Raw genomic sequence first — 26,727 nt, 5'->3', positions numbered from 1 at the left:
CGGCCGGGCACCTGAGCCGACAACTTCCAATGTCATGCGTCGACTCCAGCGCTGGGCCTTAGCCCTCCACTGTCTTGCTTTGACCCTGGCGGCATCCCCCGCTGTGGGTCAGGAGGCGATGCTGATTCAGCATTCTGTGGACGAGGGCCTGCCACAGTCTCAGGTGTACGATGTGCACCAGAGCGCCCGTGGATACCTCTGGGTCGCTACCCGCGGAGGCGGTGCCGCCCGCTTCGACGGCAACAGCTATTCGGAGTTTACCACCGCGCACGGGCTGCCCGACAACGTGGTCTACGACATCGCAGAGACCTCCGACGGGGCCATCTGGATGGCCACCTCCAGGGGAGTTGCGCGGTTTGACGGGCGTCGGGTCGAGATCGTCCAAGGCCTGCCGGACGACACCGAAGTGTACGCACTGGCTGTAGGACGGAACGGGGCCGTTTGGGCCGGCAGCGAGCGCGGACTGTTTGTCTCCCGGGACAAACGATTTGTCACTCCGGAAGGCTTTCTGCCGGTTGGGGCCGTTAGAGCTTTGCTGACCACGCGCGAGGGAGAACTGTGGGTGGGCACTGCGATGGGAGGACTGCTGCACTACAAGGCACAGGGCGACCACCGCGGTTTCAGTCCGTCCGGCGTAGCTAAGGGTGCGTCTGTAGAAGCGCTCGCCGAGTCCGAGGACGGCACGGTGTGGATCGGCACAACAGCGGGTATCGTCGTCTATGACGGCGAACGCATGCGCGGTCTTTCGAGCGATGGGCTCCCCCACCCATCTGTGAGGGCGCTACTCTCTAGCCGCTCCGGTCGACTTTGGGTCGGCACAGATCAGGGAGCGGCATTCTGGAACGGTGCACGCTTTGAAGAACTCGCCGGGTCCGAAGTGCGGAGAGTACCCGTCTGGGGGCTGGCCGAGGACCATGAGGGGAGCATCCATTTTGGTACCAGCGGGCGCGGATTCGTGACCTACGCCCCGAGCCGATTCCTTCACATCCCCGCGGGCCAGTTTGACGGGCGAACGGTTTGGAGCATCGCCCAAGACAAAACCGGAACTACCTGGTTCGGGCTGGAGGGCGGTCTTATGAGGCTCCGCAAGGGCTCCTTTGAGGACTTGTCTGGCCGGGCAGGTGTGGAGAGTAGCGCAGTGCGGTACCTCTTTCGTGACCGCAATAGTCGCTTGGTGGTTGGCACACGTGAAGGGGTCGGCTATCTGGGCGAGTCCGGACGCGTCACCCCGCTACCGGTGGCGCCCGGGCACACCTTGGCAGAGGTGCGGCAGATCGCCGAAGATTCTCGGGGTCGGCTCATTGTTGCGACAAACGGTTTTGGCGCGTTTCGAATGGAAAGGGGAGTGCTGACGCCACTTGCACCCCAGGCCCAGCTGGGCGTCTCGCAGTATGCCGCCATGGTGGACGCACAGGACCGGATCTGGCTTGGCGGAGAGGACGGTCTCTGGATCATCGAACCGTCCGGTGAGGTGACCCTCTACAGCGAGGCGAATGGCCTCCCTGATGCATTCGTCCTCAACTTTCATCAGGACCGGTATGGATCCATCTGGGCCGGCACGCACGGCGGAGGGTTGGTGGTGTTCGACCCCGACAGGGACCTGAAATCAGCCATTGTCGATACTGTGAGCACAACTGACGGGCTTTCCGATCCGGCCATCCTCTTTTCAAAGGTGGACCGGGAAGGCGGACTATGGATCGGCACGAATCATGGCCTGAATCGCATTGATCTTCCTCGATACCATGAAGAGGGTCAGGTTTCCATCGACAATTTCGGACATGCCGAAGGCTATACGGGTATCGAGGCAAATCTGCATGCGGCCTGGCAGGACGAACAGGGCCGCATGTGGTTCGGCGACGTGGGAGGTGTCTCCGTCCTTAACCCATCCCAGGAAGGGTCCAGCGTGGAGCGACCACTTACCCAAATCACAGGACTGCGTATCAAGTTCGATACGCCCAGTTGGGAAGGTGCCCTGGACGCCCGCGGCCTCCCGGTTCGCCCGGCTCTGTCCTATGCGGACAACCACCTCACATTCGACTTTGTCGGTCTCAGCTACAAGTCTGACCGAGTGGTACACCGCTACCGTCTGCTGGGCTTTGAGAATAGCTGGTCACCTGCAGGCAGCGCCAATTCGGCTACCTACTCGAACCTGCCGTCCGGAGACTACACGTTCGAGGTACAGTCGTCTCCGGACGGGGAAATCTGGCCGGACACGGCGGATCGTCTGTCTTTTCTAATCAAGGCCCCGTTTTGGGCTACATGGTGGTTCCGAGTGGCTTGCCTCATTGGGTTGGCGGCCCTTGTGCATGCCTTTGTCACGATGCGGACGCGATCGGCGCTGGCGGCCAAGCAGCGGCTGGTCGAAATCATCGAGAGACGAACCGGCGAGCTCCAGGATGAGATGGACCGCAGTCGAACCGCCATGGATGCACTCAGAGCCAGTGAGGAGCAGTTTCGTTATCTGGTTGAAAATGTCAACGACGTCATCTTCTCGACTACGCCCGACGGCCAGATTACCTACATCAGCCCGGCCGTGGAGCCCATTGTCGGCGTGGCCGCGAGCGTTCTGGTAGGCGAGAAGCTTTCCGTGCTCCTGCAGTGCGACGAGGAGGAACTCAACGCGCTGGCGTTAGGCAAAGGCAAATCGCGCACTCGCGAATACCGGGTGGGAGAAGGAGCACAACACCACTGGCTGCGGGTTTCGGAGAAGGCAACGATCGAGGATGGGGAGGTGATCGCCGTTCAGGGTGTCTTGACCGACATCACCCGCCAAAAGGGCCTCGAGCGGCGGTTGGCTCAGGCCGGGAAACTGGAATCGATCGGTCAGCTCGCAGCCGGCATCGCTCACGAAATCAATACGCCGGTCCAGTTTGTCTCGTCCAATACCAGCTTTCTGCAGGAGTGCGTAGAAGACATCCAGGAACTGGGAGAACGGCTTGAAGAACTCACGGCCAAGCGCCAGGACCCGAGTGCGGACCTTCACGAAGCGGTCGGACGCATCGAGGCTTTTGTCGACCGGATCGAGCTCGCTGCACTACTGGAGGACATACCTGCCGCTATTGAGGAATCGCTGGACGGCCTCGCGAGAATCACCGAGATCGTAGGAGCGATGAAGGAATTCTCACATCCCGGAGCCAAGGAAAAGGCTGCGGCGAGCATTGAAAGAGTGGCTCGCAGCAGTGCATCGGTAAGTCGCAATTCCTGGAAAGAACTTGCGGAGGTCGAGTTTGCGTTCCCCGAGGACATGCCTCTCGTGCCGTGCGTCGCCTCCGAGCTGAGTCAGGTCTTCCTGAACTTGATCGTCAACTCGGCGCACGCCATGGAGGGACTTGGTCGCGAGGGCCGAATCGTCGTGTCAGGAAGCGTGGAGGGCGATAGTGCCGTGATTACCATCGAGGACAATGGCTGCGGCATGCCGGAGGAGGTGCGGGCACGCATCTTTGATCCCTTCTTTACGACCAAGGGCGTGGGCAAAGGTACGGGCCAGGGACTGTCCATCGCGCGCGACGTTGTCGTAAGCCGTCACGGGGGACACATCGAGGTGGAGTCGGAGCCTGGACGCGGTACACGATTCATCATGCACCTGCCGTTGACCGCCATGGAGGCAGATCCGTCTCGGGCTGCGTGAGCCGCTCCGGCTACCGCGCTGTGGCGGCAACTCGCTGACAGCCCGGAGGCGCTGGCGCGCGGGCGGTGGACCCCGGAGGCGGGGCGCGCAACTCTGACCGGTACCGCGCGTCTTGGAGGCATCACCCAATCTCCAAGGCCATGTCCCGATTTCTGGCTCTATTGAGCTGCGCGTTCCTGCTTCTCCCCGTCACTGCACAGGATAGATCCGTCCATGAGGTCAGAGCCAAGATCGACCAAATGTTCGACGGCATGCGGGCAGGCGATTCCACCGCCGTTCGCGACGTGTTCGCTCCCGGCGCGCGCCTGGTATCTAGCGGCAACCGTCCCGACGGCACGCCGGTCATGCAGGCAAGCGACATTGATGGATTCGTGACCGCCGTAGGTTCGCCCCAGGACCGGGCCTGGAACGAAAAGATCTGGAATGTCGAGATAGATGTGCAGGACAACCTGGCATCAGCGTGGATGGAGTATGCCTTCTTCCTGGATGAGGATTTTTCGCACTGCGGCGTGAATCACTTTCAGTTTGCGCGCAACTCGGAGGGAGCCTGGAAGGCCATCGCCCTCGCAGACACCCGCGCGCGAGAGGCGTGTGACCTGGACCCCGTTGATCTGGCCACGTCCGAGGTGGAGACTGCCCTGCGACACTACCTCCGAGGTCATGCCACCGGAGACGGGAGTCACCACGAAATGGTCTTCAACCCGGTTGCCAGCCTGTATTGGATGCGAGACGGAGAACTGAACACGCGTTCCAGCGAAGCCTATATCGCCGGCGCCTCGGGATCGCCCGCCGACAACGAAAGTGACCGGTTCCGCTATGTAGACTGGGTCGATGTTAGCGGTGATGCCGCTGTGGGCCGCATCGTCCTGGATTACCCCGGTGCGTACATCGTCGACTACATGTCGCTGTTGAAGATCGATGGTCGCTGGCAGATCGTGAACAAAATCTTCAGCGTGGAGAACTGATGACTCCGCGATTTCGGGCGATGGGGTCCTGGGTGGCTCGGACCAGTGCACTGGCCGCGACCGTTCTGCTGATCAGCGCTTGCGGCGATCCCGGACCGGAGTCAGGTGAGGTGGTGCTTGTGGCGTCCGACGGGCTCGAGGTCGTCGCGGACTGGCATCGGGCCGAGGGCCCGGTCCGGGCGACCATCGTCGCTTTTCACCAGGGTGGTGGTGAGGTCCGGGGAGAGTATGCGCGCATCGTGCCCCGACTGACGGCCGAGGGGTTCCAGGTGCTGCTGGCCGACCTGCGACGCGGAGGTGACCGGTTCGGATTCGAGAATCGCACCGCGCCACCGGGTTCGGAAAGCCTGTACTCTTATTGCGATGCCGTGCTGGACGTCGAGGCGGCCGTGCAGGAGGCCTGGCGCTTCTCGGACCAGGTGGTGCTTTGGGGCAGCAGCTTCTCTGCGACACTTGTGATCAACCAGGCAGCCCGCGACCCGGCTGGTGTTCTCGGCGTGCTGGCGTTCTCCCCGGCAAGCGGGGATCCCATGGAGGGGTGTCGGCCGGAGGCTTCCTCGGCGGACCTTGATGTGCCGCTCCTGGTGCTGAGAGGCGCTCATGAGATGGAATTCCCATCCGTCCGGGAGCAGATGTCCGTATTTGACGAGCAGGGGCACCTGACGTTCGTGGCCGATCCTGGCCGCCACGGTAGCTCCATGCTGGATTCGACACGCGTCGAGGCCTCTACCGAGCACTCCTGGCGCGAGGTGAACGCCTTCCTCGATGGACTGACGCGATAAGGGAACGGGCCTTGCAGGGACGGGGGCAACCAATCCCCACCCCGCCATGCAGTTCATTATCTGGGCAGGAATCGCTGTTCTCGGCCTGATCACGCTCAGCGCCACCGGAATGGTTTTCTTCCATGCCGTCGGAGAATTCCGAAAAGGAAAGATCGCGGAGCCCATCGCAGAGCCGATTCGGCCGGCCAGTCGACGCAACCATTTGCGCAAGGTCGATCTGGACGCGCTACGCGATCGCCCACCGGTGCGGCGCGCAGCCTGAGCTGCCGCTGCGGGCGCGGCCTGAGCGGCCGCTGCGGGCGCGGCCTGAACGGCCGGTGCGGCTCGGGTCCTGAACGGCCGGTGCGGCTCGGGTCCTGAACCGCCGGTGCGGCTCGGGTCCTGAACGGCCGGTGTGGCTCGGGTCCTGAACCGCCGGTGCGGCGCGCGGCCCGGACCGCCCCCAGGGCGCGCTGCCGACCAGTCCCCCTGCTCCCGCGCGGGTAGTACCTTTGGATCTGAATCCAACGGAAAGATCTCATGGCGGACCACCGCTACTGGCTCATGAAATCGGAGCCGGACGTGTACTCCTTCGCGGACCTGGAGCGAGACGGCAAGACCCACTGGGACGGCGTGCGCAATCACCGCGCGCGTAATTTCCTTCGTGACGAGATCAAAGTCGGGGATCGAGTGCTCTACTACCACTCCAACGCCAAGCCGAGCTCCATTGTGGGCCTGGCCACTGTGGTGCGGGAAGGATATCCGGACTTTACGGCTTGGGACCCCGATTCGGCCCACCCGGACCCACGCAGCCCGGAGAGCAACCCGCGCTGGTACATGGTGGACATCAAAGCCGACATGGCGCTGCCGAACCCTGTCTCCCTGCATGATGCCAAGGCCAATCCGAAGCTGGCTGAGATGGTGCTTGTCCGGAATCCCCGCCTGTCCGTCCAGCCGGTGAAAAAGGAGGAGTGGGATGAGGTGCTGCGCATGGCGGGCGTAGAGGAGTAGGCGCCCGGTCGGATTCGCGCTTTCGCCGGCTGCGGGGCCGTTTCTCGCGGTGCCTGCGCAACCCTAAGTGTAATCAAGCAGGCTATTCCACTCGGGAGCAGTTGCTGCGACGCGGCGAGTGTAATCAGGTGGGGCTATTCCACTTGGGAGTGGTTGCCGCGCCTCGCCGGGTGTAATCGGGCGGGGTGATTCCACAACGGAGCTGTCTTCGTGCCTCGGCGGCTCGCCGGCTTGCCGGGCTGGATTTCCAGCGGCGCCCGCGCCGCCGGATGTGTGATCAGGCGGGGCTATTCCACTCGGGAGCATGGCCGCGGCTCGCCGGGTGTAATCGGGTGGGGCTATTCCACTCGGGAGCGGTGGCCGCGCCTCGCCGGGTGAAATCGGGCGGGGTGATTCCACCCCAGAGCCGCGCGCCCGCGAGCGCACCGCCGATCCACCCCGGAGCCGCGCGGCCGCAGGAGCACCGCCTGCCGATCCGCCCGCGCCCGAGCGCCCGCGCGGCCACACCAGCCCCCGGCACCCCGCCCACTCCGCCGCAGCCCCTCAGCGGCTGCGAACCACCACCCCCCTAGACACAACGGCCCGGATCTGCCGGGTGTTGTTGATGTCGTCCAGCGGATTTGCCCGCAGCAAGACCAGATCCGCGGCCATGCCGGGATCAATGGTGCCGAACCGGTCCTCCAGGCCCAGGAAACGCGGGGCAGCGCGGGTGCCGGCCCAGAGGGCGTCACGGTTTGAGAGACCTGCCTGCACCAACAGGTCCAGTTCGTTGTGCAGGCTGTATCCCGGCAACGCCAGTCCTATGGGTGTGTCGGTGCCGGCCCCAATGGGCACGCCCGCCTCGTGCATCATGCCCGTGAGCTGCATGCTCCAGCGAGCGAACGTGGTGTTGACGGGCGACGTGGACGCCTGCATCCTTCCGGCGCTCGCCCGCATCGACTCGGCCAGCTCCCGCGGCAAGCCGGAGAGGGCCCTCTCCCAGTCGGGTCGGGTGAACGGCGCAGCCATACTGAGTGTGTTCAGTCGAAGCGTCGGGACCTGAATCGTTTGCATCAAGGCCTGCACCACGAGGTCACAACGGTCCGGTTCAAAGGCGTCGATGGCCGGGATGCGCTGGGCGCCATGGATCTGCCCGCGCAAGGTGTGCCCGGGGATGCCGTCCTCGTTCCGGAGGAGATCCTGTCGCACGGTCAGCAGAGAATCGCCGTTTGCGGCACAGTCAAGCTCCACATTGCGCAAGTGCTCCATGGAGTCCACGTGCGGCCCGGCCTCCCGGGCCGTCATCGAGAGCGGGACGTGAGCGGCGACAGGCAGGTCCAACTCGCGCGCGGCTTCGACAAGCGCCGCAAACACCTCGGGACTCACCAATTCGTACACCTTCACGAAGTCAACCCCGGCGGCTGCCAGCGCCTGCACCTGCGCTCGCGCCGAGTCGGGATTGGGGTTGCCCACCCCGATGGCCGGGCGCTGCTGCCCATCGTACACGACATCCTCTCCGTCCAGCAGTGGGCCCGCGAAGAACACCCGCGGTGCCTCCGGCAGTGCTTCCAACCGGTCCACGATCGGCAGTATCTCTTCCAGAAGGCCACCTGTGTCCCGGACGGACGTGATCCCCCAATCCAGAAACTGGGCGGCTGCGACCTCGGGCTCCGGTCCCTCGTAGGCCAGATGCACGTGCATGTCCCACAGGCCGGGGATCAGAAATCCCCCCTGGCCATCGAGCACGCGGAGCGCCCGATGCCGGCTATCGGCCGGAATAACGTCCGCAATCTCGTCGCCACGGATGAGCACGGTGACCCGCTCCCGGATTCCGTTCTCGGCATCCACGGCGGTGACATTGCGGATGGCCAGATCGTACGATGGAGGTTCGCACGCCGCCAGCAGCGCCGCGAGAAGGAGGGGAAGGATGCGTCTCATACGCGTCAAAGTAGCGCGTCGTCCGGCCAGTCCGAAAGCAGTCTGGCCGCAGCATTTTCCAGGTGGAGAGCTGCTTGGCACAAGGCCACGCCGAGCGCAGTGCCCGGTGGATTGATCTCCACGGTGCGGTCGAACCCCGTCGAGCCCGGTGCCACGGATCCCCCAAACCCAGCCACCGGAATACCTCGCACCACGGCACGTCGCGCGACTTCTCCAGGCACTTTGCCCTGAACGGTTTGGTGGTCGATGCGACCTTCGCCCGTCAGGACCACATCTGCTTCTTCCAGCAGCGCGTCGAAGCCGACGAGGTCGAGCACGGCCGCACTTCCCGGCAGCAGTCGTGCGCCAAAAAAAGTCATTAGCCCAAAACCCAGGCCGCCTGCCGCTCCTGCACCCGGTTCGTTCCGGCACTCGCGCCCGGTAATCCGCTCAACGACATCCGCGAAGCCCGACATGCCGTCCTCCAGAACCTCAATCTCTGCTTCTGTCGCGCCCTTCTGGGCTGCGTAGACGCGAGCGCATCCCCGGGGACCCAACAGCGGATTGTCCACGTCGCAGACCACATCGCACAGGAATTCCGGTAGCCCGTCGAGTCCGTCGATATCCTTCACGAGGGCCAGAGAGCGCCCGATTGGAGGCAACTCGATGCCTTGGCGGTCCAGGAATCTGACGCCAAACGCCGTCGCCAGCCCCATGCCCGCGTCATTCGTCGCGCTGCCACCGATACCGAGCAGCACACGCGAGGCCCCGGCGTGCAGCGCTTCCAGCATCAGCTGCCCCGTACCTGTCGACGTGGTTCGGCCCGGGTCGCGCTCCTCGGGACTGAGTAGCGCCAGGCCGCTGGCCAGCGCCATTTCGATCATCGCAGTCCCGGAGGCCAGGGCCCAATCCGCACGCACCGCGCGCCCAAGTGGGTCATCCACCTCAGTGGTCCGGGGGTTGGCACCCAGCGCATCGCGCGCCACCTGAAGCAGGCCGTCTCCACCGTCAGAAACCGGGCAGAGCAGCAGTCTGGCCGAAGGACGCACCCTACGGGCTCCGCGGGCGATGGCCTCTGCGGCCTCCCGTGCCGTCAGGCTCTCCTTGAACGCGTTGGGCGCAATGAGGATGGTCATGTCAGTGAATCGCTCCCGGCCGTATCATCCGGCCGCCAAACCAGGACCCTCAATGACGCTAACCGCAGACATCAGCATGTACCCAAACCGGGAGGAATTCATACCCCCGATTGACGGGTTCATCGCGCGCATCAATCAGTACGAGGGGCTGGCAGTAAAGACGTTCCCCACCAGCACAGTCGTGCAGGGCCCGTATGATCTGGTGATGCGCGCGGTGCACGAGACCATGGCGGCATGTCACGCCGAATTCGGCATGGCCGTATACGTCTGCAAGTTCATCCCGGGATACAGCGCCCTGTGACCGTGGAGACCTGGCTTACCTGGGAGAATCTGGCCGTGGTGCTGGCGGTAGCATATCTGCTGCTCGCCATGCGCGAAAATATCTGGTGTTGGCTGGCTGCGTTCCTGAGCACGGCCATCTACACCTTCGTGTTCTGGAATGTGAGTCTGGTCATGGAGTCGGCGCTGAACGTGTTCTACATGGGCATGGCGGTGTACGGCTGGTGGCAGTGGACCCACGGGGGCCAGACGGACGATGGGGTCGCGATCCATACCTGGTCCGCGCGCCGCCACATTGGAGCGATTGGCCTCATCCTGGCGCTGACACTCGTTTCCGGATCCCTGCTTGGGGCCACGGAGGCCGCACGACCGTTTGTGGATTCATTCACCACCATGGCCAGCGTCGTGACCACCTTCATGGTGGCTCGCAAGGTGCTCGAGAACTGGCTCTACTGGGTGGTGATCGATGTGGTCTCGATCTGGCTCTACCTGGACCGGGGCCTGCAGTCCACAGCCGCGCTGTTTGCGCTGTATGTGGTCCTTGCGGTGGTCGGTTTTGTGCAGTGGAGGCGCCGGATGTCCTCCGACGCGTGACGCGGTCAGGGGCGCGGGGGTCGGCGTGACTTCTTGAGTTCGCCCCGCTGCTTCTTGGCCTCGAGACGGCGTTCGCGAGAGGCCCGAGTCGGTTTGGTTTTCTTCCGGCGCTTCGGGGGCACGGCAGCTTCCCGGATCAGGGCGACCAGGCGATCCACAGCATCCCGCCGGTTGCGCTCCTGGGTGCGGTAGCGGCGTGCATTGATGAGCAGGACCCCATCGCCCGTCAACCTGCTTCCGGCCATGCGCAGAAGCCGTTTGCGCACCGGTTCCGGCAGGTTGGGCGAGCCCGCAGCGTCGAATCGCAATTGAACCGCGGTCGCCACCTTGTTTACGTTTTGGCCCCCGGGCCCGGACGCGCGGACGAACTCAAACTGCAGTTCGTCATCGCCGAGTTCGATGCCCGGGCCAATCCGGATCATGGCAGCGTTTCTGTGCGGTCGAGTGAGTAGGTGAGGGAAGTCAGGTCCACGCGCAGGCGATAGGAGCCCGCTTCCGGAATGTAGCCCCTGATATTGCCGGGCTCTCCGTCGGTGGACAACTCAAGCGTTCCACCCAACGGAAAGCCGGTCGTCGACTGGTCTAATTCGCCGCCGTTCAGTGTCCACGACTCGTTGGCCGCAAACTTGAACTCTATGGGCATCTCGCGCTCAAACTGCACGTCAGCCTGCCAGACGCCCGGGGACACTTCGGCCAGGGGTGTGGCCGTCAGATCCCACCCATTGAACGATCCGGGCACGCTGACACGAGTGATGGCGACCTCCTCCTCCTGCTGAACCGGGGCGTCGGGTGCGCTTGCCTCGAGATAGATCCCGAATGCAAGGAGGGAGGCCGCAGCCACGGGGGCCAGCCGTGATACCCAGGTGGCCTGCACGGCATCCAGTCCATAGCGACCGGAGCCCGTACCCACCAGCGCCGCACAGGCCCAGACGTACCCCTGGGCGATGTGCATGTCAACCAGGGGCAATAGACCGTGGAAGCCGAAGCTCGCAACGGCCATGCTGAATCCCACCAGCAGGGCCGCGGGGCGGGTCAGCAAACCCACGGCGATGAGGATTCCACCGGCGAATTCCACCCAGCTGGCCACGAAGGCAAAGAGCACGGGAAACGGGAATCCGACATCAATCACCTGCTGTACCATCCACTCGGGCGTAGGCAGTTTGTCGAGGCCTGCGCCGGCGATGGTGATGCCGAAATACAGGCGCAGGAGAAGCAGGCCGGAATTGGCGGCCGCGGAATCAGGGCGCATACCGCCGAACAGAAATCGTTTCATCGGTGAGTGCGTTTGCGAGAAGAACGGGTCAGTCCGGCCGCGTGTCACAGCTTCTGCGACAAACGGCTTGCCCCTAGTTTGAAGACATGCCGGAGCCGTTCAAGAACTTTATCAACCCGGAGTCCATTGCCAGGTTGGGCACCTGCCTGAAGGCGGCCGGTCCTTTTGACGCAGACGCGTTCCAGTCGGCCTGTGTGCACCAGCTGGAAGATCGAGAGCTCAAGGACCGGGTACGTCACGTGGCAGGCGTGTTGCGAGAGATGCTTCCCTCTGCCTATCCAGCCGCCTTGGATCACGTCCTAGCATCGTTGCCTGTCGACGACACCTCCGACCGGGGTGCCATGCACTGGTGGTGCTTCGCGCAGTTCATCGAGGAGTTCGGGCTTCAGCACCCCGAGGAGTCGCTGGATGCCATGACGCGGTTGACGTCCTGGTTCAGTTGCGAGTTTGCCGTGCGGCCGATTCTGGCCGCGGACCCTGAGAATGTCATGAGGCGCATGCGTGGCTGGACTTCATCTGGCGATGAGCACGTTCGCCGGTTGGCCTCCGAGGGCAGCCGGCCGCTATTGCCGTGGGGCATGCGACTGCAGGTCTTCCGGGAGGACCCGGAGCCGGTGCTGAACCTGTTGGAGCTCCTGCGAGACGACGCGTCGGAATACGTGCGTCGATCCGTGGCCAACAACCTGAACGACATCGCCAAAGACCACCCGGAACGCGTCATCGCAGTCTGTAGGGCGTGGTTGCAGGAGGCCTCCGACGAGCGCACACGCCTGGTCAGGCACGCGCTGCGCACGCTGTTCAAGAAGGGGCATCCACAGGCATTGGCATTGTTTGGATTTGGGCCACCCCGCGTGGAGGCCGCGCTGCGTGTCACGCCGGACTCCCTGCAGGTCGGCGAGTCGCTGAGCCTGGAGCTTGACATCCGGTCCGGCTCCGAGCAGCAGCTGATGATCGACTATGCCGTGCACCACCGGAAGGCCAATGGCATGCTGACTCCGAAGGTCTTCAAGTGGACCCAGCGCTCGTGCACCGAAGGAGAGCAAGTGCTCCTGGAGAAGCGCCACTCCATGGCTCCCGTGACGACGCGCCGCTACTACCCGGGGGAGCATCGCGTGGAGATTCTGATCAATGGTCAGTCCTGTGCGGAGGCGTCTTTTGAGTTGACCTAGCGGGGCCCAGGCGGAAATCGACGCATCCTGTGCGTACATAGATAGACCCGACCGCCAGAAATCATGCTAGTTCGACTGTTGCTCGTGGTGCTCTTTCTGGGGTGCCACTCAGTCTCGTTCGCCCAGGAACGAGGCGATACCATCAAGGGCCGCAAGGTCCTGCTCTCAACCGGACACGACCGCACGGCCTCCGAATCGGAGCGACCGGCGCCCAGGGTGGCAGTGTCTGGTGAGCGGGAGATCTATATCCCTGCGTCATCCATGGTCTGGCTTGACCCGCTGTGGCCGGTTACCGCGAGTCGTACGCACGTCGCCTACGCGGCACCAGCCCTGCGCGCGCCCGTGACCATTCAGCCGGACGTCCGCCTGGCGAGCTCCGGCATTTCTGATCGTCCGCTCCTGAGCGGGCCTGATCCCGTGGCCGGACCTCCCGGCAGGATTCGATACCGGGACGATGTGGTCCCGACGTTCGAAACGGCTTCCCTGGACGGAGAGATCGAGATCTTTGAGCCGTCACCGGAGCAGTGGGTTGATGACGCCGCACTTCCTCGGGCCTATCAGGTGTCCGATCCTGTCGAAGCATTGACCGAACCCGCATTCGGCGATTCGGCGCCCGTGATCGACACCCGCATCGTACAGGCACCGGGATTCACGCAGTACTACTCCGATGGCGTGCCCGTGTACCTGCGCTACGACGCCGGGGACGGCTGTCTGCTTGAATATGACTACGGGCTCGACGGACATCGTTCAGAAAGCATTGGCGAGGCGGATGCGGCGCTGATCGCTCCGGAATGGGGTCGCGTGTGGGTGCGTCATCGAGGATACGCCCGGGTTGACCTTGATCTGACCCAGGTCGACCTCGAAGGCTGTACGCTGCCCCGGGAAATCACGCTCGTGCGATCCGGTCGGGTCTGGTCCGTGCTGGACTGACCGGGTTGGTGGACTTGGCCCGGCCAACGGGCTAGCTTGAGGGTTCTCAAAGGAATTGATTGTTATGCAGGACCCCAATGCCTCGACCCAGGAGGTCGTAGACGCGACGCAGACCGTACTTGACAAACTGACGGGCTGGCTGGAGTCGGCCATTGCCCTGTTGCCCAACTTTGTAGTGGCGCTGTTGGTGGTGGTTCTCTTCACCATCATCGCAAAGATCCTGCGCCGATTCCTGGGCAAGGCCCTGCACAGGACCATCGACAATCAACAGGTTGCGCGCCTGCTGAACTCGGTGGTCTATACGGCCGTGATCACCATTGGGGCGTTTGTCGCCCTGTCGGTCCTGCAGCTGGACGGCGCGGTTACCAAACTGCTGGCCGGCGTGGGTATCCTGGGTCTGGCTCTGGGTTTTGCATTCCAGGACATCGCCGCCAACTTCGTCTCGGGCGTCCTGCTTGCCGTGCGCCGGCCGTTCAAGGAGGGCAACATCATCGAGACCAGCGGCATCACCGGACGTGTCACAGAGGTCAATCTGCGCTCGACCATTATCGAGCAGTTTGACGGTCAGAAAGTCTACGTGCCGAACGCCCAGGTCTTCGGCAACCCCATCACAAACCTCTACGACGGAGGCGATCGCCGTATTGACCTGCCCTGTGGGGTGTCCTACGATGACGATCTGGAGTTGGCCCGGAAGGTGGCGCTTGAAGCCGTTTCCAAGGTGCCCGGACGCGATGAAAACCGGGATCCGGACTTTGTCTTCACCTCGTTTGGCGGGAGCTCCATCGACTTCGTCGTCGTTTTCTGGATTCTGAGCGCGGACGATCATGCCAAGTATTTGCATGCCCGCAGCAACGCGATCATGCTGCTGAAGAAGGCATTCGATCAGGCCGGTCTGAACATTCCGTTCCCCATCCGTACCCTGGACGCCGGCGATTCCCTGAAGGAGCTCTTCGCAGGGCGCGCCTAGCGGCTTCTTCACCAACTCGGTCGGCCGGGCTCCGTAGGCGAGGTAGCCCTTACGGAGTCTGCCATGGCCAAAGCCCCCCATGTCGTAGTGCTCGGCGGTGGTTTCGCCGGTATCAACGCCGTGCGCGAATTGCGCAAGGCGCCGGTGACCATCACCCTGCTGGACCGGGAAAATCACCACCTGTTCCAGCCGCTCCTGTACCAGGTGGCCTCGGCGGTGCTCAATCCCGCCGATATCGCCTACCCGCTGCGGCGCATTTTTCGCAAGCAGGACAATGTGACGGTTCTCCTGGGCGATGCGGTCCGCGTACATCCCGAGGCGGGTGAGGTCGAACTCGATCACGGCAGGCTGTCGTATGACTACCTGGTCGTCGCCACGGGGGCGGGTCACGCTTACTTCGGCAATCCCGAGTGGGAGCATGAGGCGCCGGGGCTGAAGACCGTCGAGGATGCGCTCGAAATCCGCCGCCGCATCCTGCTCGCCTATGAGGGGGCCGAGCGCGAGAAGGACCCCGTAAAGCGGCGCGAGTGGCTACAGTTTGTGGTCATCGGAGCGGGCCCCACAGGCGTGGAGCTGGCGGGTGCGCTGACCGAGATCGCCCGAGCCTCCGCCTCAGACTACAGGCGCATTGACCCGGACGAGGTCCAGGTTCTGCTGATTGACGGCGAGGACCGTGTGCTGCCGGGCTACGAAGAGTCCCTGTCGCTGAAAGCCGAGGAGCAGCTCAGGGACCTGGGGGTTCAGGTGCGCACAGGTGCCCTCGTAACCGAACTGGATGCCGACTCGGTGCTGCTGGATTCCGGGGAGCGCATCGCGTGCAAGACCCGGATCTGGGCCGCCGGCGTGCAGGGTTCAGAGATCGCGCAGTCCCTCGGAGCCTCCATGGATCGCGCCGGTCGGGTAGAGGTTGCGCCCGACCTGAGTGTGCCTGGACAACCGGAAATTTTTGTGGCGGGTGATCTGGCGGCGGTCAAGAACGTGCCCGGCGTAGCCCCGGCCGCCATCCAGGCCGGCAAACATGTGGCAGGGGCGATTCGCGCCCGTCTGGCCGGTCAGGATCCCGCTCCGTTCGTCTACAGGGACAAGGGCTCGATGGCCACCATTGGTCGGGCAGCGGCCGTCGCGGACTTCGGCTTCCTGAAGCTCTCCGGCATCCTGGCCTGGTTCGCCTGGCTGTTCGTGCACATTCTCTTCCTGATCGGGTTCAGGAATCGGGTGTGGGTGCTCTCTGGCTGGGCGTGGTCATACCTGACCTGGCAGCGAGGCGCGCGGTTGATAACCGGTCGTCGCAGGCATCGCGACCTGCCGACAGTCTCCGGCTAGCGCAGCTCGTTCAGCACCCGCTGCCCCAATCGGGCAGCATCAATGGCCTCGCCGAGAATGCGCGCGCCCTCCTGGTCCGCGTGGAAGCCGGTGGAGTTCTCAGCCTCCACGAAGTCCACGTAGAAGGAGGCCTTGCGCTGGAATTCGCGTGCGCGGTCCAACCGTGCGTCTGCCATGCCGGCATCCTGGGCAGCCACGATGTCATCGATGAGGTCTACCAGGGCAGCCAGCGCGCGATCACGCAGCCGGGCATGCCGGTCCTGAATGGTCTCAGCGCGGGCCAGCAAGGCTGCTTCCGAATCCCGATGGCAGGTTGCGCAGGAGGCGTTCACGTCCAGCAGCGGACTGCGCACCTGATGGTCAGAGACCTTCTGTGCGCCGAGGCGCCTGTAGGGCATGTGGCAGTCCGCACAGGTGACACCGGCCGATGCGTGGGTGCCCTGAGAGAACATCTCGAACTCCGGGTGCTGCGCCTTGAGCATGGGAGCGCCGGTCTCGGCATGGGTCCAGTCCTTGAAGCCCTCCGCTTCGTAGTACGCGTAGATGGAGTCCACCGACGTGCCGCGGGCCCACGGGAAGGTCAGGCGTTTGTCGCTCCCCCTGAAGTAGTACTCCACGTGGCATTGTCCGCAGACGTAGTTGCGCATCTCCGCATGTGAGGCGTCCCGGTTTACCTCGAAGTCCGGAATACCCTGCGAAGCCTTCAGCGCCCGAATACCGTCGATGAAACCGGGGCGGGTCACCCTAAGCTGCATCGTTTCCGGCTCATGGCAGTCGATACAGGAGATCGGGTGGCTGACCTCTGCCCTTGCGGAGTCGTAGGGCAGCGGATTCAGGAGTTCGAATCCGCGTTCCAGGTCGCCGTCTCCGGCCTTGAGCCACGGCACCACCATCGAGGCGTGGCAGTTCAGACAGGTGCCGGGCTGCGGGACGGCCTGCCGACCGGTAAAGATCTGATCCTCCAGCATGTAGGCGTGGCCGCGCTCTTCCCTGAAGTCGCGGGCGAACGCGTACCCTGCCCACATCCGCCGCAACGCCGGCAGATGATCCAGCTTGCTCTGGGACGTCACCTCTCTGGGGTCGTCTCCCGTGGGATCTCGAAGGACTGACTCACTGCCGCCATGACGGGTACGCTCCATGTCCACCGTGCGCAAATACCCATCATATTGGTACGGAAAGTTCTGGCCCCAGATGGCAGCCGATTCCGTGGTATCCGTGAGTTCGGTGACCCGGAAGAAGGGATTGCGCGCCTCGGACCGCTTTTCGACGATGTCCACCAGGAGCAGCGCCCCGGCGAATGCGATGGCAATGCCGACAAGGCCGAGGAGGAGATTCTTTCGCATCAGTTTCGGGTGTTGTGTCCTACGCCGGCGTGGCACCGGATGCAGGACATGGCGTCGTCGGATAGTGCCAGCGACTGATGGACGGCCTGTTCGTGGCAGTGGCGGCAGGCCGCCTCCGTTACGCGGGTATTAAGCGGCGTGGCGCTCAGTCGCTCCTTGTACCGGCCGGTGGTAAACGCCCAGGAGTGGTTGAATCCGTTGAGTCCTTTCACCGCCAGCTTGGCGGCGATGTTGTCGTGCGGCGCATGGCAGTCGTTGCAGGACGCCGCACGGGCGTGGGAGCCTTTCATCCAGGCATCGAACTGCGGGCGCATCACGTGGCAGTTGACGCAGGCCTCCGCGTCGTTGGACAGGTACGACGCGCCGTCCGCGTAGGCGAACGTGAAGACAGTCAGGCCTATGAGGAGGCCCGTGATCACAGTTACGACGGGAGGGACACGGTTCACGGTGCCAAACTACCCCGTCGCGTCGCTCTATCAAGGCTCGGGATTCCCCGGAACCTTTGCGGGGGATTCCCCCACAAAGGCGGTCAGTCGAAACTCCGACCCGCCACATGAGCGATGACGCCATCGCCCGGAATCCAGATCCCGGCGAGGACGTCGGTGGTAGTCCCGCATGCGTTTCCCGCACTTCACACACCAGAGTGTGTATCTGGGATCGATGTCCATGTCTGCCTGCGTGCAGCGCTCCGTGGGTGCACCCAACTCGCGTGCGATGCGCTTCCAGCGGGGTCCGTGGCCGGCTTGCGGGCCGGCCAGGGCGTGTGCGATCTCGTGCAGAATGGTGCCTCGCACTTCGTCGGCTTCGTTGGCGCGCACGTAGTGTCGCGAGAGGCCGATGACACGATCGTCGTAGCGGCACACCCCAGCCCGGGTACGCGCGTTATCGAACCGGAAGGACCACGCGGAAAGTCCATGCGCCAGGAGCAGAACTTCTGCCATGGCGCGGGCGTCGGGGAGGTGCATGCAGGATCGGACTGAAGTCGCGTCTCTACCGTGTGCCGAGGCCCCGGTTTCCCGTATGCTGACATCAGCAAACGAAGTGACTATGCGTGTCCTGAGTGTATTTCTTCTTCTGGCGATGTCGGGCTGCCGGCAAGGCGCGCCCCCTCCGGGCATACCGGCTGCGCCCACCTCGGCTGATTTCGGTGCGTACTGGTACCAGGGCCAAGCCGAGCTGACCAGTTATCGGCTGGAGCAGCCCCGATACGGCGAGGTGCGGGAAGGGGAGGCGGTGCTGATTTACGTCACCGAGGCGCTGTCGCGAGCGCGGCAAGTGAAGCTGGACAATCCGTCAGGCGCCGGGTCGGATCGCGTGGATGTCATGAAACTCAACATGACCAAGAACTTCGTTACCGGCATCTACCCGTACTCGATGATGATGAGCGTATTCACGCCCCTGGAGGGTGCATCCGATGCAAAGACCCTGAAGGTCACTACGACCTCCCAGGAGTGGTGCGGGCATACGTTCACGCAGATGAATCTGGAGGAGGATGCCTATCGGATTCGGCACTACTCCTACTTCGAAAAGGAAGGGGACACGGATCAACGGCTTGAGCCGGCTCTGCTCGAGGACGAGATCTGGACCAAACTTCGCATCGACCCGGATGCGCTTCCTACGGGCGACATCCGTGTCATTCCGGGCACCATGTACCAGCGGTTGTCGCACATCGATTTCCAGGTGCTGCCTGCGACCGCATCGCTCGTCTCAGACGGGGCCGAGTCCGCGTACCGGTTGGACTATGCGGAACGCTCGCTAAGTATTCGCTTCGAGACGGCGTTCCCTCACGCGGTTCTTGGCTGGGAGGAGTCATGGCGAGGGCAGACCACCCGCGCCGAGCGCCTGCGGGACATCACCATCGACTATTGGACCCGAAACAGCGTGGTTGACGAGGCACTTCGGGACTCGCTGGGGCTTCGCTGAGTCAGGCCAGTGCGCTCTCCCGGCCGGAGTCCAGAGCGAACAGGCACGACGAGCGCGTCTCGCGCACCACCATGCGCCCGAATTCGAAGTCCGGCTCCTCAGGAAGTCCGAAAATGCTGAGGTCCGCCTGCGGGGCATTGGGCAGGTACTCCGAAAACGGACCCTTGGCTACCACGACCTCCGTATGCGGGAGTCTGGCAAGGTCCATGAGTTCGCGCATGAACGCTCGCGCAGCCTCTTCCTGGCTGTCGTCCCGGATGACGGTGATCAGGCGGAGGTGAGCCTTCCAGTTGAGGCGCAGTTTGTAGGCCGTCAGGATGGACAGGTCCATGTTGCCGAGTTCGGAGCGCAAGTTCCAGTCCGGACTGCGATCACGGATCCACACGTTTACGGTTTGGCGTTGACCAAGGCGCGCTTCAGGATGGGGCATGTACAGCAGCATGCCCAGATGGGACTGCGTAGCCGCCGCCAACACGTCCCGGTAGGATTGCTCGCGCTCCGGAGCCCGTGGTGCCTGAAGAAATACAATGTTCGGCCGGAAGAACGCTGCATTCAGGACCTGAATGCCGTTGGAAACTCCGCTCTCGAAGGTCGTCCCGTCGACGACTGTCGACGACGCGAAGACACCGCGCTGGCGAAAGTCTTCGGCAACGCCAGCCAGCCTGGCACCGAGCGAATCGGCGTCCATGAGCGTCGGGATACCAAGCAGTTTGACCGAACCCTTGGAGTACGCGATGTCCTGCAGCAGCAGGAACGCGCCTCGCAACCGCTCCGGGTCTTCGGTCGGGATGAGCAGGTTTGGTTTCCATGCGCGCTCATTCTGGTTGGAGAGAAGGGAAGCCTTTTTGGCCGCCCACTCGGCGAAGGACACGAACAGGCCACTGCGCACGTCTTCGAATGGCGCATCCAGGTGCCGACGGGTCAGGAATGCATAAAAGCCCAGGACGACCAGGATGGAGACCAGACTGACGATGGGGTTGATGATGAACATCACGTACACCGACCCGATCAGACCTGTCCACGGCACGATCGCCGGCAGCCTGAGCAGAGGACGGAAACTGATCAGGCCGAGTCCCTGCTCGATCAGCACGACCATGTTCAGCATGGCGTAGGTGATCAGGAAGAACATGGTGATCAGGGGCGCGATGACGTTCAGGTCCCGCATCAGGAGCGAGCAGAAAACAATCGCGCCCGTGACAAGCATGGCGTTGCGCGGCTCAGCCTTGCGTGTCAGTCGGCCCAGCCAGGGGCTCCAGGGCAGGATGCCGTGGCTGCCCATCGCCTGTAGAATGCGTCCCGACCCCACCATGGAGGCCAGGGCGGATGAGAATGTGGCACCGAAGATTCCGGCCACGATGGCCCAGCCCCAGTAGGCCTTCTCCACCATCACGTAGTAGTTGGACACCAGCTCCTCCGGTGTCGCGGATCGGGCCAGCCAGTACGCCACCAGCGCATAGACCACCATGCTCACCGCGATCGCACTCATCGTGCCGATAGGGATCGAACGGCGCGGGTCCTTCAGGTCTCCGGACATGTTGGCGCCAGCCATGATGCCCGTGGCGGCCGGGAAGAACACCGCGAAGACCGTCCAGAAGTCCGTGCCGGCGAACCCGTTTTCCGGCGATCCGGCAAAGGAGCCCCAGAGCCCCACCTGTTCGATGGGGTGGATCATTGAACCCCGGGCGGCTGCGATGGCGATGGAGACCAGCGACAGGGCAATCACCCCCATGATGAGGTACTGCGTCTTGATCGCCAGATCGGCGCTCTTGTAGGCAATGCCCCACAGCAGCAGGAACACCACCATGTCCACGAGAAATGCCGGGTGATCCGGAAACAGCCACAGCCAACCTTCGCGAAAGCCGAAGATGTATAGCGTGATGGCAAGGGCCTGGGACAGATACCGGGGAATGCCCAGGCTGCCGCCGACCTCAAGGCCCAGGGACTGGGAGACAATGGCGTAGGCACCTCCCGTGCCGATGCGGATGTTCGTCGCAATCGACGAAATCGACAGCCCCGTGCAGATCGTGATCAGGAACGAGAGGCCGATGATCAACGCACCGCCAAGGATGCCGGCGTTTCCGATGACCCAGCCCTCGCGCAGGTACATGATCACGCCGATGATGGTCATCAGCGTTGGCGTGAACACGCCGCCGAACGTGCCGAATCGGCGTTGGTCGGGTGCGGATGGGTCGGCTGAGTCGGACACGGTTCAGTCGAGTTCGTACTCCCAGAGGGTACGCACCTCGCCGTCAGGGTTCACCCTGCGAATCCGCGGCCGCAGGGTCGAGTCTTGCCAGAATTTCCAGGCCGGAGCCGGGGTGACGGACTCCAATACGTAGACCGTGCCTTCGAACACGTCCACGCCACTAGGGGACCAGGGGCTGTCGGCTTCCAGGATCACCTCGCGTATGCCCTCTTCCGAAACCCGCAATACCTCCCGGTTGCCGTAGTACGCCAGATACGTGTAGGAATCATCCGCCGCGACGTCGAAGAGGATGTTGGCGCCTGCAAACGGCACTTCAGGTGGGTCTTCGAGCCGTAGAGCTTGGGAGACAACTCGACCGTCCCGCACCAGTGTGCTGCGGGTGACGTGAATGCGCAGGCCCTCCTGTACCAGCAGGTTGGAGAACCGGTCGGGGGCGTCTGCTTCCCGCTGTGGAGGCCCGTCAGGCGTGCGCTGCCAGAGCGCTCCGTCGTGCTGAAAGCGGATCACGCCGGATTCGTCGACCGAGTAGGGATCTGCGTTGAACTGGTCGGGCCCCAGGAACGGAAGAATCAGCTCTGCCGTGCCGTCTGCAGCAAACCGCCAGAGGCGCGTGCGGAACGGATGGGAGCCGACGCGCTCGGCCGCGTAGATCTGTCGGCTGCGGTCCCGCGTCAGGACCAGATCGCTGGGATCGGAAGAGGCCACCAGCACCGGCTCGGGCTCTGCAGCGCCGGGCGCAAGGCGCCACACGCAGGCCGTGTGGCCGTCAGAAACGACGGGGCAGACGAACGTGAAATAGATGGAGCCCGCTGCGTCCACCACCAGGCCTCCCCAGGGATGGGCGCCCGCAGTCCAGGCCAAGCAGCTGAAGAATACCAGGAGCAGGATGCGCATGGGGGCGAGAATAGGCACGCGGCCCGACCTGAAGCAGGCCATTTCGCGCCACTCATTTTGTTTTTCGGGAAGCGCGAACAGGCGGGCCGGCTGGGCGTGCCGTGGCGGTGACGGAACTTCACCTTCAAAGCGCCTGGATTCGGGATGCCGCCCGCGGGCAGTGGCTGCGATTCCATCGGCCGCTGCGTATGCACGTGGCCCGAACGCTTCCCGAGGTCGTACCGGTGCTGGAAGCCCTCGACACCGCTCTGGAGGCCGGGCGATGGGTGTGCGGCTACCTCGGCTACGAGGCGGGGCCGGCCATGGACGATGCGCTTTCGGCCCATCCATCGTCCGGAGAGCCGCTTGCGGTCTTTGCCGAATTCGACGAACCCGAGGTTGTCGAGGAGCCCCCGTTTCCCCGGCACTGGATTACGGCGCGCGGAAATCCGCCTCCCGAGTTGGCCTTCCGAGAGGGGGTCCAGGCTATTCGGGAGTCCATCGCCCGGGGAGATGTCTACCAGACCAATCTGACCTACCCCATCGAGGTGCCCTGGCGGGCGAGTCCGCAGGCCCTGTTTGCCCAACTGGTGCACGCGCAGAACGCCACTTATGGCGCGCTCCTGGATCTGGGCGATGTGGTCGTCAGCTCCGCTTCGCCCGAGCTGTTCTTCTCCGTGGACGCGGGACGCATCATCTCCCGGCCCATGAAGGGCACGCGACCACGGTCGGCTCCAGTTGCGGAGTTGCTCGGGTCCGACAAGGAGCGCGCAGAGAACCTTATGATTGTCGACATGGTGCGCAACGATCTGTCCCGGGTGTGTCGGCCGGGATCGGTGGATGTACCGGATCTGTTCACGCCGGAGGCCTATCCGACTGTCTGGCAGTTGACCTCCACGGTGGTCGGAGAGACGCGCGAGCCGTTGTCCCGCGTCATGCGTGCGCTGTTTCCCGCCGCGTCCATCACCGGGGCACCCAAGTCGACCGCCACGCGCATCATTCGGAACCTCGAGTCGGGTCCTCGGGGCGTATATACAGGCACCATAGGATTTGCCTCGCCGGACGGCCGGGCGCAGTTCAATGTGGCCATCAGGACTGCGGTGGTAGACCCCGATGGCGGGCGCGCGCGATTCGGCGTCGGTGGCGGCATCGTCTGGGACTCAAGCCCCCAGGCGGAGTTTGAAGAGACGCGCACCAAGGCCGCCGTGCTTTCCTACACCCCGCCGGAATTCAGCCTGTTGGAGACCATGCTGTGCCGGGACGGCGAAGTGGTACTGCTGAAGGAGCACCTGGAGCGCATGCACGCCGGCGCGAGCTTCTTCGGATTCGTGTTCGATGGGCACGCAGCCAGAGCCCGGGTTGAGGCCGCGGCTCCCGCAGAGGGAGGGTGGCGGATGCGCCTGTTGAGCGATCGGTCTGGCATCCTCACGCTGAACGTATGGCCATTGCGGGAGACCGCGTGGTCCAGCAATCCGCGATTGGTGGTCGGTGGCCCGCGCGTTTCATCAGCGGATGTGTTTCTTCGACACAAGACCACCCATCGTCAGATTTATGCAGACATGCTCGCGGCCCACCCCGATGCGGATGACGTGATTCTGCTGAATGAGCATGGGGAGGTCACCGAGACCTGCTTCGGGAATCTGTTTCTGGATCGCGACGGGGTGCTGCTCACCCCGCCGGCCTCGGCGGGGCTGCTGCCTGGCACGCTTCGGGCGCAGCTCATCCGGCAGGGTCGAGCAGTTGAGCGCAGCCTGCGTCCGGACGAACTCACGGCGAGCCGCACGCTGATAGGCAATTCCGTACGTGGGCTCTATCGGCCCCGTGAGATCGGCCGCCTTTCGTAGCGGGCGGGCCACGCCTCCTGTTCGGAATCGACCACCGCTCGTGCGGCCGTGGACATCATTCCAGACGCGACGGACGCCTCAGGCCCTTCTGAGGCGATAGCGTAGGTTGGCACAGCGTTCGCAAAGCCCGGAACGAGCCGCTACGGAACCCACGCATCCACGACTTCATGTTCCTGACCCACTTTCGGATGGCGCTCCGCCATCTTCGGAAACACGCTTACTACACCGGACTGAATCTGCTGGGCTTGGGCCTTGGCCTTGCAAGCGTACTCCTTATCGGGATGTACGTGCGCCACGAACTGTCGTACGACCGCTTTCATGAGGCTGCCGACCGGATCTACCGGGTAGCCAAGTTTGAACCCGTGTCCAGCTATCTGGGCAACAACGGCTTTGCGGTTACACCGGCACCGCTCGAGCCAGAGTTGGAGGCGCAGTTCCCGGGTGTGGAAGCGGCCACGCAAGTTCAGCGGTGGACGTCCGCCATGTCTTCCGGTTCGGTGCGCTCGGATGAGTCCGGACTGGCCGCGACACCGGGCTTCTTTGAGGTGTTCAGTTTTGAGCTGGAGGAGACGGAGGCTTCAGAGCCGCTGTCGGCACCCGGCAATGTGGTGTTGACGCGCTCGTTGGCCGAAAAGCTGTTCGGCGCAGAACCGGCAGTTGGCAAGGTCCTGAGCGCGGCTGGAGAGGCTGACCTCACGGTTGTGGGCGTCATGGAGGACGTGCCCGCGACCAGCCATCTGAAGTTCGACTTCGTGGTTTCCATGTCGTCCGACCGATGGCACACCCGGAACCTGGAGCGCGGCGAGTGGGACAGCAGCAATTACGTGACCTACGTCAGGCTGCATGCCGGTGCCTCGGTGCCGGAGTTTGAGCGGCAGCTCGGCGGACTGGCCAGGGAGAAGCTGGCCGGACTCTCCTACTACCAGGAGAATCCAGACCGCATTTCCAGCTACTTCGCCCAGCCGCTGACGCGCATCCACCTGCACTCCAGGCTGAACTTCGAGTTGGGTCGCAATGGCAACGCATCGGTCGTGATGCTTTTCGGAACCATCGGCCTCTTGATTCTGCTGCTGGCGGCGTTCAACTACATCAATCTGGCCACGGCCAAGGCACTGACCCGGATCCGAGAGGCGGGCGTTCGCAAGGCCCTGGGAGCATCCCGGGGGCAGCTGGTACGGCAGTTTCTGGCCGAATCCGTCGTGCTCTCGATGGCAGCGCTGGTTCTGGCCGCGGTGGCCGTCGAGATGGCGCTGCCCTGGTTTGGGGAAGTTTCAGGCCGGGCTCTGGGCTGGGGGCAGGCCGGCCCTGCTTCGGTCCTGGTCTTGCTGGGCCTGGGTCTGGCTGTAGGCGTAGCGGCCGGGGGGTATCCCGCCCTGGTGCTGGCCTCTGCCGATCCGAAGCGCATGATGGTCGGCTCGGGAACCACGGGCGCCCGATCCCGCTTGCGCAATGCGCTTGTAGTGGCCCAGTTCGCTGTGGCAGTCGGCCTGATTGCGGGCGCGCTGGTGGTGGAGCGTCAGTTGGGCTTTATCCAGAACGCTGCCCTGGGTGTAGACCGCGAGCATCTTGTCGTGGTGCCCATGCGCAACGACGACATCCGGGAGCGATATGAAACGGTCCGGGAGGAGCTGATGCGCAGCCCGGCCATCGTGGACGTGACAGCCAGTCGCAGCAATCCCACGAATATCATCTCACAATCCGGGGCAACCGGCTGGGAGGGTGCAGAGGAGGGGCAGCGCATCGAGGTCTACAACTCGCCGGTGGCCCCCAATTTCACCGAGGTACTGGGTATTCGGGTTGTCGAGGGGCAGGCATTGAATGCGCCCGGCGTGCCACGAGCGGGCATGCTCATCAATGAGGAGATGAAGCGGCAGCTCGGTTGGGACGTGGCCGTCGGACGGAATTTTGAGTTTCAGGGCATGGAGCTGACGGTTGCCGGGGTCATGGAGGACTTCAACTTCCTTCCCTATCGCCAGCAGCTTGCTCCCCTCGCCGTGTACCAGAGCACGCGCTGGGTCAGTCAGTTCCTCATCCGTATTCAGGGCCAGCAGACCGAGGAGGCGCTGGCGCACATCGGCGAGGTCGTCTCCGCTTCTGCGCCGGAGTACCCATTCACCTACCGGTTCCTGGACGACGCGTATGACGCCATGTACCAGTCGGAGCGGCGCCTGGGTGATCTCTTCGCTGTCTTCACCCTGCTTGCGCTGGTGATCGCGTGTTTGGGTCTCGTCGGGCTGGCGTCATTTGCGGCCGCGCGCAGAAACAAAGAGATGAGCGTGCGCAAGGTGCTTGGGGCGAGCGCCCTGGGTATCGTAGCGCTGCTGTCGCGCGACTTCCTGGCGCTCATCGCGATCAGTCTCGGAATCGGACTGCCGGTTGCCTGGTACTTCGCCTCCGACTGGCTGGAGGGCTTTGCCTATCGCGCCCCTCTTGGTGTCGGTGTCTTCGCGCTGGCGGCGGTTGCCGTGCTGGTACTGGGCCTGGCGAGTGTGGCCTGGCAGAGTGTTCGGGTAGCGCGAAGCAACGCAGCGGAGATGTTGCGCACGGAATAGGGGGGCGGCGCGGGCGCGCTTTGCTGCATCGCCATCGGGCGGCTAGCTTGGCGG

The 26,727-nt window shown here is 63.8% G+C and carries 23 protein-coding genes; 14 read left to right on the top strand and 9 right to left on the bottom strand.

The genetic code is table 11. From position 1 onward, the window contains the following. Positions 1-34 precede the first annotated feature (34 nt). The 5 genes from JJ896_16025 to JJ896_16005 all read left to right on the top strand — a co-directional run bounded on the left by JJ896_16025 (position 35) and on the right by JJ896_16005 (position 6,365). Positions 35-3,628 (top strand): PAS domain S-box protein, encoded by a 3,594-nt coding sequence (locus JJ896_16025; protein MBO6781163.1) that lies wholly within the window; start codon positions 35-37, stop codon positions 3,626-3,628. Positions 3,629-3,768: 140 nt separating this feature from the next. Beyond that, complete coding sequence (locus JJ896_16020) at positions 3,769-4,593, top strand: nuclear transport factor 2 family protein (protein ID MBO6781162.1); 825 nt, start codon at positions 3,769-3,771, stop codon at positions 4,591-4,593. Beyond that, positions 4,593-5,375: an alpha/beta hydrolase gene (locus JJ896_16015; protein MBO6781161.1), complete on the top strand. Its 783-nt coding sequence runs from the start codon at positions 4,593-4,595 to the stop codon at positions 5,373-5,375. Before JJ896_16020 ends, JJ896_16015 begins: the two co-directional genes overlap by 1 nt. A 46-nt stretch (positions 5,376-5,421) precedes the next feature. Next, positions 5,422-5,637: a hypothetical protein gene (locus JJ896_16010; GenBank protein ID MBO6781160.1), complete on the top strand. Its 216-nt coding sequence runs from the start codon at positions 5,422-5,424 to the stop codon at positions 5,635-5,637. A gap of 257 nt (positions 5,638-5,894) precedes the next feature. Continuing rightward, positions 5,895-6,365: an EVE domain-containing protein gene (locus tag JJ896_16005; GenBank protein MBO6781159.1), complete on the top strand. Its 471-nt coding sequence runs from the start codon at positions 5,895-5,897 to the stop codon at positions 6,363-6,365. A gap of 543 nt (positions 6,366-6,908) precedes the next feature. On the opposite strand, the gene JJ896_16000 is transcribed toward JJ896_16005, so the two are convergent. Next, positions 6,909-8,282, bottom strand: a complete 1,374-nt coding sequence (locus tag JJ896_16000) for an amidohydrolase family protein (protein MBO6781158.1) — start codon at positions 8,280-8,282, stop codon at positions 6,909-6,911. A 5-nt stretch (positions 8,283-8,287) separates the two neighbouring features. Further along, complete coding sequence (locus tag JJ896_15995) at positions 8,288-9,397, bottom strand: glycerate kinase (GenBank protein ID MBO6781157.1); 1,110 nt, start codon at positions 9,395-9,397, stop codon at positions 8,288-8,290. A 52-nt stretch (positions 9,398-9,449) separates the two neighbouring features. Between JJ896_15995 and JJ896_15990 the strand changes: the two genes are divergently transcribed. Together JJ896_15990 and JJ896_15985 are read left to right on the top strand one after the other, a co-directional pair. Beyond that, the gene (locus JJ896_15990) at positions 9,450-9,698 is read left to right on the top strand and encodes a hypothetical protein (GenBank protein MBO6781156.1); all 249 of its coding nucleotides are present in this window, start codon (positions 9,450-9,452) and stop codon (positions 9,696-9,698) included. Positions 9,699-9,700: 2 nt separating this feature from the next. Continuing rightward, positions 9,701-10,270, top strand: a complete 570-nt coding sequence (locus JJ896_15985; protein ID MBO6781155.1) for a nicotinamide mononucleotide transporter — start codon at positions 9,701-9,703, stop codon at positions 10,268-10,270. 5 nt (positions 10,271-10,275) lie between these two features. Here JJ896_15985 and arfB read toward each other — a convergent pair whose 3' ends face one another. After that, on the bottom strand, positions 10,276-10,692 hold the full coding sequence (gene arfB, locus JJ896_15980; protein ID MBO6781154.1) for an aminoacyl-tRNA hydrolase: 417 nt from the start codon (positions 10,690-10,692) through the stop codon (positions 10,276-10,278). Beyond that, positions 10,689-11,543, bottom strand: a complete 855-nt coding sequence (locus JJ896_15975; protein ID MBO6781153.1) for a DoxX family membrane protein — start codon at positions 11,541-11,543, stop codon at positions 10,689-10,691. Before JJ896_15975 ends, arfB begins: the two co-directional genes overlap by 4 nt. An 86-nt stretch (positions 11,544-11,629) precedes the next feature. Here JJ896_15975 and JJ896_15970 point away from each other — a divergent pair, with 86 nt between their 5' ends. The 4 genes from JJ896_15970 (at position 11,630) to JJ896_15955 (ending at position 15,932) form a co-directional block, all read left to right on the top strand. Next, complete coding sequence (locus tag JJ896_15970) at positions 11,630-12,712, top strand: DNA alkylation repair protein (GenBank protein MBO6781152.1); 1,083 nt, start codon at positions 11,630-11,632, stop codon at positions 12,710-12,712. A gap of 63 nt (positions 12,713-12,775) precedes the next feature. Further along, positions 12,776-13,642 carry a hypothetical protein gene (locus tag JJ896_15965; protein MBO6781151.1) on the top strand — a complete coding sequence of 289 codons (867 nt, stop codon included), beginning with the start codon at positions 12,776-12,778 and terminating at the stop codon, positions 13,640-13,642. 64 nt (positions 13,643-13,706) lie between these two features. Beyond that, the gene (locus JJ896_15960) at positions 13,707-14,609 is read left to right on the top strand and encodes a mechanosensitive ion channel family protein (GenBank protein MBO6781150.1); all 903 of its coding nucleotides are present in this window, start codon (positions 13,707-13,709) and stop codon (positions 14,607-14,609) included. A 63-nt stretch (positions 14,610-14,672) separates the two neighbouring features. After that, complete coding sequence (locus JJ896_15955) at positions 14,673-15,932, top strand: NAD(P)/FAD-dependent oxidoreductase (GenBank protein MBO6781149.1); 1,260 nt, start codon at positions 14,673-14,675, stop codon at positions 15,930-15,932. Here the strand turns inward: JJ896_15955 and JJ896_15950 are convergent. From JJ896_15950 to JJ896_15940, 3 genes are read right to left on the bottom strand one after another with little or no spacing between them, the layout of a single operon-like run. Continuing rightward, complete coding sequence (locus tag JJ896_15950) at positions 15,929-17,275, bottom strand: ammonia-forming cytochrome c nitrite reductase subunit c552 (GenBank protein MBO6781148.1); 1,347 nt, start codon at positions 17,273-17,275, stop codon at positions 15,929-15,931. The genes JJ896_15955 and JJ896_15950 overlap by 4 nt on opposite strands. After that, the gene (gene nrfH / locus JJ896_15945) at positions 17,275-17,694 is read right to left on the bottom strand and encodes a cytochrome c nitrite reductase small subunit (GenBank protein MBO6781147.1); all 420 of its coding nucleotides are present in this window, start codon (positions 17,692-17,694) and stop codon (positions 17,275-17,277) included. The genes JJ896_15950 and nrfH overlap by 1 nt, the downstream gene beginning before the upstream one ends. A gap of 57 nt (positions 17,695-17,751) precedes the next feature. After that, positions 17,752-18,240: a SprT-like domain-containing protein gene (locus tag JJ896_15940; GenBank protein MBO6781146.1), complete on the bottom strand. Its 489-nt coding sequence runs from the start codon at positions 18,238-18,240 to the stop codon at positions 17,752-17,754. 82 nt (positions 18,241-18,322) lie between these two features. On the opposite strand from JJ896_15940, the gene JJ896_15935 reads away from it, so the two are divergent. Next, positions 18,323-19,198, top strand: coding sequence for a hypothetical protein (locus JJ896_15935; protein ID MBO6781145.1), 876 nt, complete (start codon positions 18,323-18,325; stop codon positions 19,196-19,198). A 1-nt stretch (position 19,199) separates the two neighbouring features. On the opposite strand, the gene JJ896_15930 is transcribed toward JJ896_15935, so the two are convergent. Both JJ896_15930 and JJ896_15925 read right to left on the bottom strand, forming a co-directional pair. After that, positions 19,200-21,404 carry a hypothetical protein gene (locus tag JJ896_15930; GenBank protein ID MBO6781144.1) on the bottom strand — a complete coding sequence of 735 codons (2,205 nt, stop codon included), beginning with the start codon at positions 21,402-21,404 and terminating at the stop codon, positions 19,200-19,202. Positions 21,405-21,407: 3 nt separating this feature from the next. Next, positions 21,408-22,298 carry a hypothetical protein gene (locus JJ896_15925; GenBank protein ID MBO6781143.1) on the bottom strand — a complete coding sequence of 297 codons (891 nt, stop codon included), beginning with the start codon at positions 22,296-22,298 and terminating at the stop codon, positions 21,408-21,410. Positions 22,299-22,405: 107 nt separating this feature from the next. On the opposite strand from JJ896_15925, the gene JJ896_15920 reads away from it, so the two are divergent. Further along, complete coding sequence (locus JJ896_15920; GenBank protein MBO6781142.1) at positions 22,406-24,121, top strand: chorismate-binding protein; 1,716 nt, start codon at positions 22,406-22,408, stop codon at positions 24,119-24,121. 167 nt (positions 24,122-24,288) lie between these two features. After that, positions 24,289-26,673: an ABC transporter permease gene (locus tag JJ896_15915; GenBank protein MBO6781141.1), complete on the top strand. Its 2,385-nt coding sequence runs from the start codon at positions 24,289-24,291 to the stop codon at positions 26,671-26,673. Positions 26,674-26,727 lie beyond the last annotated feature (54 nt).

It is taken from the genome of Rhodothermales bacterium, from assembly GCA_017643395.1.
Lineage (GTDB): Bacteria > Bacteroidota > Rhodothermia > Rhodothermales > UBA10348 > JABDJZ01.
The sequence above is the reverse complement of the archived record's forward strand: the minus strand, read 5'-3'. Positions and strand labels throughout refer to the sequence as shown.

Bases quoted from the DNA above. Each gene is read 5' to 3' on its own strand.
- JJ896_16025 (MBO6781163.1), top strand. From the start codon at position 35: ATGCGTCGACTCCAGCGCTGGGCCTTAGCCCTCCACTGTCTTGCTTTG.
- JJ896_16020 (MBO6781162.1), top strand. From the start codon at position 3,769: ATGTCCCGATTTCTGGCTCTATTGAGCTGCGCGTTCCTGCTTCTCCCC.
- JJ896_16015 (MBO6781161.1), top strand. From the start codon at position 4,593: ATGACTCCGCGATTTCGGGCGATGGGGTCCTGGGTGGCTCGGACCAGT.
- JJ896_16010 (MBO6781160.1), top strand. From the start codon at position 5,422: ATGCAGTTCATTATCTGGGCAGGAATCGCTGTTCTCGGCCTGATCACG.
- JJ896_16005 (MBO6781159.1), top strand. From the start codon at position 5,895: ATGGCGGACCACCGCTACTGGCTCATGAAATCGGAGCCGGACGTGTAC.
- JJ896_16000 (MBO6781158.1), bottom strand. From the start codon at position 8,282: ATGAGACGCATCCTTCCCCTCCTTCTCGCGGCGCTGCTGGCGGCGTGC.
- JJ896_15995 (MBO6781157.1), bottom strand. From the start codon at position 9,397: ATGACCATCCTCATTGCGCCCAACGCGTTCAAGGAGAGCCTGACGGCA.
- JJ896_15990 (MBO6781156.1), top strand. From the start codon at position 9,450: ATGACGCTAACCGCAGACATCAGCATGTACCCAAACCGGGAGGAATTC.
- arfB (MBO6781154.1), bottom strand. From the start codon at position 10,692: ATGATCCGGATTGGCCCGGGCATCGAACTCGGCGATGACGAACTGCAG.
- JJ896_15975 (MBO6781153.1), bottom strand. From the start codon at position 11,543: ATGAAACGATTTCTGTTCGGCGGTATGCGCCCTGATTCCGCGGCCGCC.
- JJ896_15970 (MBO6781152.1), top strand. From the start codon at position 11,630: ATGCCGGAGCCGTTCAAGAACTTTATCAACCCGGAGTCCATTGCCAGG.
- JJ896_15965 (MBO6781151.1), top strand. From the start codon at position 12,776: ATGCTAGTTCGACTGTTGCTCGTGGTGCTCTTTCTGGGGTGCCACTCA.
- JJ896_15960 (MBO6781150.1), top strand. From the start codon at position 13,707: ATGCAGGACCCCAATGCCTCGACCCAGGAGGTCGTAGACGCGACGCAG.
- JJ896_15955 (MBO6781149.1), top strand. From the start codon at position 14,673: ATGGCCAAAGCCCCCCATGTCGTAGTGCTCGGCGGTGGTTTCGCCGGT.
- JJ896_15950 (MBO6781148.1), bottom strand. From the start codon at position 17,275: ATGCGAAAGAATCTCCTCCTCGGCCTTGTCGGCATTGCCATCGCATTC.
- JJ896_15940 (MBO6781146.1), bottom strand. From the start codon at position 18,240: ATGCACCTCCCCGACGCCCGCGCCATGGCAGAAGTTCTGCTCCTGGCG.
- JJ896_15935 (MBO6781145.1), top strand. From the start codon at position 18,323: ATGCGTGTCCTGAGTGTATTTCTTCTTCTGGCGATGTCGGGCTGCCGG.
- JJ896_15925 (MBO6781143.1), bottom strand. From the start codon at position 22,298: ATGCGCATCCTGCTCCTGGTATTCTTCAGCTGCTTGGCCTGGACTGCG.
- JJ896_15915 (MBO6781141.1), top strand. From the start codon at position 24,289: ATGTTCCTGACCCACTTTCGGATGGCGCTCCGCCATCTTCGGAAACAC.